We start from the raw sequence: 11,415 nt of genomic DNA on the forward strand, positions 1-11,415 counted from the left end.
TCATTGACAGCTCTAAATAACAGAATTAAAAACAAACAGCAGCACCGGCATCGTAATAATGGAAAAAATAGTAGACAACACACACAGCTCTGCCGCATAGGAAGGATCCTGATTGTATAGCTCCGCCATAGAAGTGACAACAGCGGCCGTCGGGGTAATGGAAGCAATGAAGATTGTCATCAAGATATTTTTCCCGTCACTGACATAGGTCACTAAATGCGTTCCTGAAAAAACAGCGATCAATACAATCGGATAGATAATCAGGCGAAAAAACACAGGCATATAGTTGCGGATTTTACAAAATATTTCCTTCAAATCCTTATCGGCAATAGCCATGCCGGTAATCAGCATGCCGATAGGCCCGATAGTAGAGCCTACAATATTCATAGTATCATCAATAATCACAGGCAGTTTGATTTGAAACAAGAACAGTACCGCACCGAAAAAAATCGCCAAAATATTGATATTATACAATATGCTGCGAAAATGCACTTCCCCTTCCTCACATAACACATGGCTGCCGTGCGTCCACAATAGTATCAGCTGCACCACCATATAAGCACAGGGATAAATAACATACTGCGGCCCCAGGAGCGCCGTTATCAGAGGAAAGACAAGAATACCCGCATTGGTATAAATCAGAGACGCCCGTTCCACTGCCTCAAGGCGCAGTACCGGCCGCAGCAAGGCTGTAAAAAGGATAAAAATCAAGTGGACCGCCACAGCCGCTCCCAGGGAAAACAAAAGTCCCCGCTGTACCTGATCAGAAGCCTCCAGCTGAAAGGAATGAATAATGGTACAAGGCAAAATAAGATATACCAGCAATACCGATAATGCACGGCCATCAGAGGATGTCAGTTTCCCCCATTTGATAAGCGCAAATCCCATCATCATAATAAGAAATAATTTAATAATTTCCTGCAATAGTACTAAACTGACTGCCACCGTATTCACCGTTCTTTCCCGAAAAAGGAATGGATCGAAACACCCTTCAGAATCATTGTCCGGGCTTACTGCGTTCATTCAAAAAATCGGAAATGGCCTTGATCAACCCGTTTCCGGCATAGACAAGAACCACACTGAGAACAGCACTGCATATCAAAAGTACCATCGCCTTCATCCCCCTATGTCAAAATCATGGTGGCTAAAAAACCGATTTCGCCTGTAAGTCCTTTATGCCAATAAATTTTACATCATTTTGAAGACATGTCAATTATTACATTACAAATATACTGCATAGATATTGCACATTATCCATGCTTATTATTCATAGGTATATTTTATTGAATTATTAGTATGCCTATGTAGTACCATTGGTAATCTTAATATTAAATTCGTCCATCTTTTTATACAGTGTGCTGCGGCTGCAATTCAACAGCCGGGCAGCTCGTGAAATATTAAGCTTGCTCTCTGATAACGCTTCCAATACCGCCGCCCGGGTCCACTTTCCCAGCATAACATTTTCTTTTTCATCTGCCGGATGTGCCAGCCCCGGCAGCGTCGATACGACCTCTTCTACGGACATATCATTTTTCAGCAGCACACTGACCCGTTCCACAAAGTTGGAAAGCTGGCGGATATTTCCTTTCCATGTATATCCTTTTATATATTCTTCAATATCCTTTATTTTTCCCTCATATTTTCGAAAATCGGCACCAAAAGAACGCCGAAACCAGTCACTGCAGAGAAGAAGATAATCATCTCCCCGTTCCCGCAGCGGCGGAATTTCCAAGGTAAGTACACTGATAGCGTAAAATAGTTCCTCCAAAAACGTCCCTTCCTCAATCTTTTTTGTCAATGTTTTATTGGCCGACACAATCACCCGCACATCAATGGGAATAACATGATCGCCCCCGATCCGGCGCACCTCATTGTCTTCCAGCACACGCAGCAAAAGGGCCTGCACTCCCAGCGGTGCGTCTTCGATTTTATCTAAAAATAAGGTACCGCCGTGTGCTAATTCAAACATCCCTTCCTTATGTCCTTTGGCGCCAAAGGGACTGCTGCCTTCTTCATAGCCCTGCAAATCAGCCAGCAGTACTACCGGCGATACATTGGCACAGTTCACGACGACAAAGGGCATATTGCGGCGTCTGCTTTCACGATGAATGGAATGTGCAAACATTTCTTTTCCTACGCCGATCTCTCCCAACAGCAAAATATTAGAATTATTTTTAGCGTACCCCTTGGCAATCCGTATGGCCCGCTGGATCGCCTTTGATTCCCCAATCATATCTGTAAAACGGTACTTGGAAGCCAATCCCTTTTTATGCAGATTGCTGCGGATTTTCTGCTCACTGATACGGATAGACTCTATATCACGAAAAGTAGCCACGACGCCCTCTATCTGCCCATCAATAATGATGGGAATACGATTCGTATTAATAATAGCATTCCCAACCTTCATTAATTCATCTGTTTCCATTTCTCCGCTGCGCAGGACCGTGTGCATCTTGGTTGACGGCAGTATATTTTCAATATATTGGCCTTCATAGGGTTTGTTTTTTAACGGCAGTATTTTCTCGGCCTGCTTATTGACAACTTCTACTTTGCCTTTTTTATCAATAGCAATAATGCCGTCATGAGTATAATTAAAAATAACTTCATATCGCTGCAATTGCAGCTGCAGGGACTTGCGCCTTATTTCCTCCCGCTGCAGCGATGCCAAAACCTGCTGTGCCGAATCCAACGCCATTTCTATATCTTCACGTGAATTTTCCAGCGTAACGTAATCCAGATCATACAAGCCGGCATATTTTTCAGTAACGACGCCTCCAATGCCCAGTACATTACCGTCCCGCACCGCTTTCTTCACTACATCTTCCGCCGCCATTTCATTATCAAAACGATAGAAATTACTTTCAACATCCATCAGATAACAAAGTGTTTTTACATTATCTTGAATTTCTTCCACTGAAAAGAAAGCAACCGGGCCCTCTATACTCCGGATTTTTTCAAAAGCTTCAATATAGCATCCACTGGTAAGCTTGACCTTAATGACAGGAACGGCAAAACACTTTTGCAGGATAGAAGCATTACCCCCGCGGCTGATGAGCACCTTAATCCCATTTTCAACCGCCCTGGCCGCTATTTCCTTTGATTCTTTCAGGGAGGCAACCTGTACTTCCACCTCCAGACTCCGTTCTGCAATGATTTCTCTGGCCCGCGCTGCCAACTGTACCGAAGGCGATATAAATAGTATTTTCGACATAATGCCTCCCTGTTATTTTAATTATACCCAATACGAACTATCTGTCTATTATATCAGATAAGGTCCCCGCAAAACAATTATGAATACAGCCCTCCCTTGACCCAGCAAAGGAGGGCGTACCTGACATAACGGTTATATTAACGGATCGTCTACCGGTTCCGTTGCCGTGCATATGACGGCAAAACAAATTAAAGAGCCGATCGCAATGGTCAGCCATACGGCATCCCAGTTAAATACATCTAAGATCATGCCCACAATCAAGGGCATAACGGCACCGCCGATCTGCCCGCCCGTGTTGACTAATGAAAAAGCCACAGGATAGTTTTTCTGATCTGCACGTCCCATACCATAGGCCATATACATAGAATATCCAAAGGCTAAAAATACACCGGCGCAAAATAATAAAATTGCCAATAAAACAGGTTCCTCCGGCGCAGACAACATACCGTACATAAATACGCTTGTCGAAAGGGCCGTAATCATCATCATCGGTTTCCGGCGCTTACCCAGCAAATGATCGGAGGCCCAGCCGCCAAAAAAATTACCTACTACCGTTCCTGCAAACGGGGCCGCCGAAACAAAAGCAGTGTTCATTATTGCAAAATGCTTTACATTGACCAAGTAAGAGGGCAGCCATGACATAAACACGCTTGACAAGCCCACCACAAAAAAGTATCCAATAGCAATCGCCCACATGTCTGTACTGGTAAAAATTTGTTTCGGCGATGCCAATCTTTCTACTTTTTTAGCCCGAATAATTTTGTCCAGCCATTTCATATTATATTTTCGCTGAGGGCTTTGGGCACTTTTGCTTATTTCTTCGCCGCCCGACTCCACGTATTCCACCTCTGCCTGATTGCAAAAGCGGCTTTCACGGGGTCTATTGGCTACTAAAAACCACCATGCAACAGCTAACATAATTCCGGGAATCATAAATCCGATAAAAATCATATGCCATGTCCACATTTGAATAATCCATGCACATATAAAAGGCACCACCAACGGACCCATTTTAGAACCCGCCAGAAAAATCCCCGTTGCCGTCCCTTTTTCCTTTGGCGGAAACCAATTATTAATTGTACCCGAACTTGAGATGGCAACCGGAGCTTCCCCAATCCCTACGCCCAGACGGCAAAGCTTAAACGCTAACGCATTCGGAGCAATAGCCATCAGGCCAGTACAAATAGATGTGATCAGCATTCCCAGGCAAAACATGACTTTATTGCCGAACTTTTTAATCAAAAACCCTGAGGGAATTTGAAAAATCGCATAGGCCAAAAAGAAAAAACTGATAATTGCTCCTGCCTCTGTATTGCTCATATGAAATTCCTGGCGAATATACGGAAGCGCAAAGCCTAAATTGGCCCGGTCCGCATTGGCCACTGTATAAAGTATAAATAGTATGGTCATTACTATCCATCGATAGCTTGATTTTTTCTGCATAACAGCACATCCTTTCAAAACAAAACCCATAGGTTATCGATGACATGGTTCTCCTATATGAATCTGATGACTGCTGAAGTTGCCATGAATAACTGCCGCTTCATATTTAGCGGCCTGCAATACGCGGTCAAACTGAATCCCCGTATGGTATCCCATACAATCCAGCATATACAGCAAATCTTCAGAAGCAACATTACCGGAGGCTCCCGGGGCAAAAGGGCAGCCGCCCAATCCACCCAGAGCCGCCTGCACATGGGTGACTCCTGCTTCAATAGCCGCCAGGCTGCAGGCCACTCCCATATTACGAGTATCATGTATATGCACATCCAGCGTAATATCGGGAAACACAGCCTGCACAATGCGCAGTGTCCGACGCACCATTTGCGGATCTGCCTGACCGATTGTGTCAGCAAGGCAAAATCGGGTAATGCCAAGCTCTGTTCCTCTGCGGATAATCCGCAGAACGTTTTCTATAGGCGTCACTCCTTCAAAAGGGCAGGTAAATGCGGTAGCCATCGACAGATTGATACATAAGTCAGGCAGTTCCTGGCGCATCCGTTCCAAGCCTTCCAGCGATTGTGCCACAGTCCGGTTAATATTCGCCTTGTTATGCGATTCACTGACGGAAATTACCGTAGCCACTTCTGACAATCCCGCCGCCAAAGCCGCTTTAGCACCATATATATTGGGAACTAACGCATAAAACTCCATCTCCGAATTGTCGTGTTTTTCTAACGTCTTTTGTACGACTTCGGCAGCATCTTTTAGCTGGGGAATCGCTTTGGGTGATACAAACGACGTCATTTCCATCCGTTTGACGCCGGCAGCTACCAACGCATCAATAATCCGCAGCTTTACCGGCACGGGAATATATTCTTTGACACTTTGGAAACCATCGCGAGGACCCACTTCTATAAATTGCACCTGTTGTTCCATTAGTGCATCTCCTCTCTTGAAATAGCATTAACGGAAGCATTGGGAAGTAGCATCCACATGAATATGATGACCGCTATATACTCCGGCGGGAATTCTTTTTACTTCCTCCTTGGCAAGATTTAAAATCCGTTCAAAGTTTATATTCGTATCATAGCCCATTTCATTGAGCATGTATATCATGTCTTCCGTTGCCAGATTGCCCGATGCGCCGGGCGCAAAGGGGCATCCGCCCAGCCCTCCCAGCGTAGACTGTATTTTGGTCACGCCCGCTTCAATGGCCGCCAGCGTACAGGCCGCTCCCATGTTGCGGGTATCATGAATATGCACCTGCAGTTCCAGCTGCGGATATGCCGTTCGGAGAGCCGCAATACTATCACGGACCTGCGCAGGATTGGCAATGCCGATGGTATCGCACAGGCATACCTGCTTTACTCCCAACGTTATATACTCTTCCAAGAATTCGACGACTCGTGAAGCTGGAACCTTGCCTTCAAAAGGACATCCAAAGGTAGTTGCCAGATCCAGAATAATATCCAGCTGCGGATATGCTGTCATAATTTCCTGCAGCGCCGCATACGATTGTTCGTGTGTTCTGTTGATATTGGCCTTATTATGGCTCGCACTCAAGGATACTACATAGGCAATCCGCTTAATACCAGCCTGTACTGCCGCCTGTGCACCGCGGAGATTGGGAATCAGCGCAATAAAATCAACATCCGGATACTGATCCAGACAGCGTCTGGACAGCTCCAATGAATCCTTCAGCTGGGGAATCGCTTTAGGTGATACAAAGGAAGTTACCTCTATATGCCGGATACCTGCCTGTACCAGCCCATCAACAATTTCCAGCTTTGTCTCCAACGGAATATATTCCTTTATATTCTGAAATCCGTCCCGGGGCCCTACTTCATATATTTCTACTTTTTTCATTCTATTTACCCTCTTTTATACGCAGATTATAAGACATGCTTTGCTTTCAGTTCTTCAACCCGAGCCGCATCAAGATTCAGCAGCCTGCCATATATCTCTTCATTGTGCTGTCCCAATGTGGGCGCCGGCATGCGGACCTTTTGATCCCAATCACTGAATTTGATCTGATCGCCGGTCAGTGTCGTAGGACCTGCTACGGGATGCTGCACATCCACAAACATATGGCGGGCGCCGACAATATGAGGATCCTTCACGATCTTGTCGATCGTCATGATCGGGCACGAGGGTACGCCGGCTTTTGTCAGGCGGTCGGCAACAGCATCTACCGTTTGATCCTGTGTCCATTTTTCGATGATGACCTTCAATTGCTCATGATGCGCAACACGATCTTTGACAGCCTTATAATCGGGATTATCCGCCAGCTCAGGCTGTCCCATTTCCTGCGTCATCAGCCGCCAAAGCTTATCGTTGCCGCAGCCGATAATAACGCTGCCGTCCTTGGCAATAAACGAATCGTACGGATATGTCGATTCGTACCGGTTGCCGATCCGTTCGGGAATCCGCCCGGATGCCAAATAGATCTGTGTGATGATTTCCAAAGACGATACGACGGAATCTACCAGGGATACATCGACTAACTGTCCCTTCCCGGTCTGAAGCTGATGTACTACGGCACCAAGCACACCTACAGCCATACTCAGCCCGCCGAGCACATCTCCCATGGCAGTACCGCAGCGTGTCGGTTGTCCGCCGGGCCAGCCAGTCACACTCATCAGCCCGCCCATAGCCTGTCCGATGATGTCATACCCCGGTCGCTGGCTGTACGGCCCATATTGTCCAAAACCGGAGCATGCTCCGTATACGATCCGCGGATTGAGCTCTTTTAACACGTCATAATCGAGTCCTAACTTTTTCATGGTTCCGGGACGGTAATTTTCAATGACGACATCGGCTTTTTGGACCATGTCTTTAAACAGCTTTTTGCCTTCCGGGTCCTTCAGATTCAGCGTAACTCCATATTTATTGCGGTTCAAATTCATATAGTAACAGCTCTGCCCATTCAAAAAAGGACCAAAAGCCCGACTATCATCTCCTTTTCCGGGTTGTTCTATTTTGATAACAGTAGCCCCCATATCCGCCAAAAACATTCCGCAATACGGTCCCGCCAGCACCCGCGTCAAATCCAATACAACAATTCCGTCCAAAATACCTTTTTCCATCACCAACACCCTTTCTCTTACGATATACGCAAATAGTACCTACAGCACTACCGGCCGCCTGTTGATTTGCTTATTGCATAGTATATGTGATGAATTATCATTTATCAAATTGCATAGTATTTTGTAATAGTATTATTTTGTATCGTATTGTATTGTTTTGTATTTTCAATGTCAGGCAAATTGGGTATTTTAGACACTAAAAAAAGCACATATGCCCATGCTATGTGCTTTTCATTTACAATATATGTATTTTTCTGTCGTATTATGTTCCACTTGTACAGTATCGCTTTCAGACAATCTGTCCTGATAAAAAGAAAATTTTTGAAATTGAAATACACACTCCTTATTTTCTGCCAGACAGTCTTTTTATTCCAAAATCTCAAGGTATTTTACACCAAAATATAGTGGAAACGGCTGTCCGGTTTCGCGTTGCAGCGCAGACAGATAACAAAAAAAGCCAATGAAAGAAACACACAGCCGCACATAGAAACCACTTAGGCATGAATACCGCTTGAAAAATCACTGGCAATATCATATAAATGTACCATTTGCAATGGTAATGATAAAAACACGACATGCCATAGCGAAGTTTTTTTCGCTATGGCATGTCGTGTTTTGTTTTCCCTGGCAATTCATTACTGATTCGCGGGGAAATCTCATTCATTGATACCCCGTAGCCACGTCCAGTATAATCCTATGATACCAGGGGCTCGATTCATCGAGCTCGGCACTGCCACATAGGGGCAATCCCGCGATTTGTTAGGCTAAAATTTATACGTCATCTGGATTCTCGTATAGTCTCCCAGTGTGAAGTTTTCCGGCGTATAGAGAGTATCCCGCATCTGCGTACTCTTGGCACCGAAGGTATAGCTGGCTTCCAGGAGCAGGTTGCGTGCCGGGACGTAACCGATGCCGGTCGTGAAGGAACGGATGCCGTCAAAGTAGCGGTCCGGCAGGTCGGCGCCCGTGCCGCCAATGAAGGAGCCGTGGTCGAAGGCCTTGTAATCCAGATAGGCGTGCCAGCTGCCGGGCATGTCCGTATCGGCGATGCCGATGCCGAGGACGTCGGCGATCTGCATGTCGTGAAGGTCATGAGAGTCCTGTGTTCCCTCACCAAAGGAATTGAGCTTCCACGCTTCCACGCCGACGGTGTCGCTGAGCTGGCGGCGCACCTTGATATAGGCAGCCCGGTCCATGGCGGGGATTTTATCTTGTTTGAGGACATATCCTGTCTGCAATAGTTCTTGAGGAGCTCCCGGCAAAGGGATGGGAGCTCCTGCCGTAGGATCATAGTAGGAATAGGCTATCTTTGCCAAAAAATTTCCCATAAAATTAACCCCAGGTTGTCGGATAGTATAATCTTTATACATCACAGCTGCATCTTGTCCAACAAAATCAGCAAACATATGATCCAACGCAACCTGTCGGTCTGCAGTCTGAATTATCTCGCCGTTCTGACCGGTAAAGGCATATTTCTTGACGACATTCCCCTCTTTTTTTACAGTCGCATCCAGAATATCTCCCAGCATAGTTCTGATATGTGTTTCCTACAGTACCCCGTCTACACCACCGTAAGCATCATTCGCTAAGATATAACCGCCTATATTCGTCCCCAGTTTCATAAAACCAAAAGGCAAGGTATATATGTACTGCGTACTTTCCATATCTATACTTTGTCCATTTTGTAACGTAAGCTTTATATCAAGGTACCTTAAGCTAGGTGCAATATTAATAACTCCACTGACTGATTCTTGTTTATCTTTCCACTGCTGCCAACTGCGATATGTTACTCCCTGCATAGCCGAATCCTGGCTTTCCTGCATTACTTTATCAATATTTTCACATATACCAACCAATTCATTGACGACAGCCAGCTTCTTTCGGGCAATATCAACTTCACTCAAGGACGGATCGTTTTTTCATTCTCCTGTTTTGGGGTCTTGTATCTGCCCTGCATGATCAAATTTTTCCCGATAATTTGCCTGTACATTGGTATCAAAGGCCATAGGATAAATATCTCCGGTAGTGGCATTATATCCCAATAATTCATTTAGCGTTGGTGCCCGCCGAAAAACCGCCACTTCCTTATGATTATAGGCACTGTCCATAATCCCCGTGGTCTGACTGAAATCACCATATCCCAGGCTGACCTGGTTTTTGTCATCCGTATAGATGACACGGGCGCCGTCGTATTCCTTACCAAACCAATAGCCCGTCACGCCCATGGGCTCAGAAATACGACCTACAGACCAGTCCCATTTTTTTGGTACTCTTTGTCAATTCCTCCTGTTCCAGGTAGGGATCGTGAAGACCGCGCTTGTCCGCCACGTTGTACGACGTATCCCGTTTCGCCGTGGAACCGATGACCTGCAGGTTCAATCCGTCGGCAATCCGGTAATCGACGCCGATACGGAGTCGCTGTTCCAGACCGTGACCGGACAGATCGGCATGATTCTTCGCCGCATCGCTATCGGCATGGGTTTCCTTCGTTTCCCGCATGACTGCTTTATTTTCTCCTTTAAACATGTTACTGCGAACGCGGTAATCGCCGAAGAAGCGGACGTCGCCGGATTTGCGCTGTTCCGACAGGTCGACGGGGCGGCTCAGGAACCAATCGCCGCCATCATTGATATTCGTGCGCCGATGGTCCAGCCAGTCTACATCCCCTAATATATTACTTCCGCTATACGCACTATGCCCACTGCCATAATAGGACAAAATAGTACTGTTATTTTCCCGTGTTCTTACCATGGCTTACATCCAGTTTCCAATCTGTATTGCCGCCTTTTCCCGTGTAAGAAACAGCATAAGTATCTCTCATCATGGTTTGCTTGGAAACTCTCATCGGTTCCTCAAACGAGCCGCCCAGCACCGGTTCCCAGGCTGTCTTGTTGCGGCGCTCCACATCTTCGTCCTCCCGGGTCACACGGAAGTCAATCTTGTGATTCTGATTAAATTCATAGCTTGCAGCCATGCCGCTGCTCGTTTCCTTGCCGTAAAAGCGCAGGGACGGCTTAAAGTCATCATACCAGTTCTTTCCTTTTTCCCAATTGGTATAGGTCACATCGCCGGTTGCATAATGGGCCACATGGGTCTGATCTTTGGCGTAGACCGGCAGAATATCCCGCTTGGACGTCCAGGCAGCGGCTTTGAAATTGCCGATCTTGCCTGTATCGGCGCGAAGATAGAAATTAGACGGCAAGGCGCTTGTTTCATTGGGGCTCGTATACCGTGAGCTATGATACCGTCCTTCGGCGTTGAACTCCATGCTCATCGTATCCTTCGGCCCTTTCGTGATGACATTGACGACACCGCCGATGGCATCAGCCCCATATTTAGCACTGGCCGCACCGCGGATGATTTCGATGCGTTCGATATTTTCCGCACCGATCCGCATGAGCTCGTCGCCGTTGCCGCTGTATTTGCTCACGTCTCCCAAAACAGGCTGGCCATCCACCATAATCAGGGTATGACGAGGATCGGCCCCACGGATAGAGATACCTACTTTACCCATAGCGTCGACAGTTCTGGTCACGCCCACTTCGTTGAAAATTACGTCTTCCACGGATTTCCCTTGTTTGCGCGCAATATCTTCTTTGGTAATGACGGTGACACTTTGCGAATTGTACTTCGCTTCTTCCTTGGCACGGTCTGCTTCCACGACAACATCCCGTG

General features: G+C 46.4%; 11 protein-coding genes. All 11 read right to left on the minus strand.

The window, feature by feature from the left end; genetic code table 11:
* Positions 1–12 precede the first annotated feature (12 nt).
* On the minus strand, positions 13–954 hold the full coding sequence (locus AB840_RS03675) for an AEC family transporter (RefSeq protein ID WP_236684544.1): 942 nt from the start codon (positions 952–954) through the stop codon (positions 13–15).
* A gap of 346 nt (positions 955–1,300) precedes the next feature.
* Entirely contained in the window at positions 1,301–3,211 is a 1,911-nt protein-coding gene (locus AB840_RS03680; RefSeq protein ID WP_048513469.1) for a sigma-54-dependent Fis family transcriptional regulator, read from the minus strand.
* Between the two features lie 132 nt (positions 3,212–3,343).
* Entirely contained in the window at positions 3,344–4,654 is a 1,311-nt protein-coding gene (locus AB840_RS03685) for an MFS transporter (protein WP_200809887.1), read from the minus strand.
* Positions 4,655–4,687: 33 nt separating this feature from the next.
* The gene (locus AB840_RS03690) at positions 4,688–5,590 is read right to left on the minus strand and encodes a hydroxymethylglutaryl-CoA lyase (protein ID WP_048513471.1); all 903 of its coding nucleotides are present in this window, start codon (positions 5,588–5,590) and stop codon (positions 4,688–4,690) included.
* A gap of 27 nt (positions 5,591–5,617) precedes the next feature.
* The gene (locus tag AB840_RS03695) at positions 5,618–6,520 is read right to left on the minus strand and encodes a hydroxymethylglutaryl-CoA lyase (protein WP_048513472.1); all 903 of its coding nucleotides are present in this window, start codon (positions 6,518–6,520) and stop codon (positions 5,618–5,620) included.
* Between the two features lie 26 nt (positions 6,521–6,546).
* A complete protein-coding gene (locus AB840_RS03700; RefSeq protein ID WP_171969692.1) occupies positions 6,547–7,740 on the minus strand; it encodes a CaiB/BaiF CoA transferase family protein in 1,194 nt (397 codons plus the stop codon).
* Between the two features lie 764 nt (positions 7,741–8,504).
* Complete coding sequence (locus tag AB840_RS18225; protein ID WP_048513474.1) at positions 8,505–9,269, minus strand: hypothetical protein; 765 nt, start codon at positions 9,267–9,269, stop codon at positions 8,505–8,507.
* 18 nt (positions 9,270–9,287) lie between these two features.
* A complete protein-coding gene (locus tag AB840_RS03715; protein WP_048513475.1) occupies positions 9,288–9,644 on the minus strand; it encodes a hypothetical protein in 357 nt (118 codons plus the stop codon).
* Positions 9,645–9,659: 15 nt separating this feature from the next.
* The gene (locus AB840_RS03720) at positions 9,660–9,965 is read right to left on the minus strand and encodes a hypothetical protein (protein WP_048513476.1); all 306 of its coding nucleotides are present in this window, start codon (positions 9,963–9,965) and stop codon (positions 9,660–9,662) included.
* Between the two features lie 4 nt (positions 9,966–9,969).
* Positions 9,970–10,491 carry a hypothetical protein gene (locus AB840_RS03725; RefSeq protein ID WP_048513477.1) on the minus strand — a complete coding sequence of 174 codons (522 nt, stop codon included), beginning with the start codon at positions 10,489–10,491 and terminating at the stop codon, positions 9,970–9,972.
* Positions 10,469–11,415 (minus strand): TonB-dependent receptor plug domain-containing protein (locus AB840_RS18135; protein ID WP_048513478.1); only part of this gene is annotated, 947 nt, incomplete at its 5' end. The genes AB840_RS03725 and AB840_RS18135, both read right to left, overlap by 23 nt.

It is taken from the genome of Megasphaera cerevisiae DSM 20462 (assembly GCF_001045675.1).
In the GTDB taxonomy this organism is placed as follows: Bacteria; Bacillota; Negativicutes; order Veillonellales; family Megasphaeraceae; genus Megasphaera; species Megasphaera cerevisiae.

Excerpts from the sequence above, each read along its gene's own strand:
- AB840_RS03690 (WP_048513471.1), bottom strand. The coding sequence starts at position 5,590 with ATGGAACAACAGGTGCAATTTATAGAAGTGGGTCCTCGCGATGGTTTC.
- AB840_RS03700 (WP_171969692.1), bottom strand. The coding sequence starts at position 7,740 with ATGGAAAAAGGTATTTTGGACGGAATTGTTGTATTGGATTTGACGCGG.
- AB840_RS03695 (WP_048513472.1), bottom strand. The coding sequence starts at position 6,520 with ATGAAAAAAGTAGAAATATATGAAGTAGGGCCCCGGGACGGATTTCAG.
- AB840_RS18225 (WP_048513474.1), bottom strand. The coding sequence starts at position 9,269 with ATGCTGGGAGATATTCTGGATGCGACTGTAAAAAAAGAGGGGAATGTC.
- AB840_RS03725 (WP_048513477.1), bottom strand. The coding sequence starts at position 10,491 with ATGGTAAGAACACGGGAAAATAACAGTACTATTTTGTCCTATTATGGC.
- AB840_RS03685 (WP_200809887.1), bottom strand. The coding sequence starts at position 4,654 with ATGCAGAAAAAATCAAGCTATCGATGGATAGTAATGACCATACTATTT.
- AB840_RS03720 (WP_048513476.1), bottom strand. The coding sequence starts at position 9,965 with ATGGGCGTGACGGGCTATTGGTTTGGTAAGGAATACGACGGCGCCCGT.
- AB840_RS03680 (WP_048513469.1), bottom strand. The coding sequence starts at position 3,211 with ATGTCGAAAATACTATTTATATCGCCTTCGGTACAGTTGGCAGCGCGG.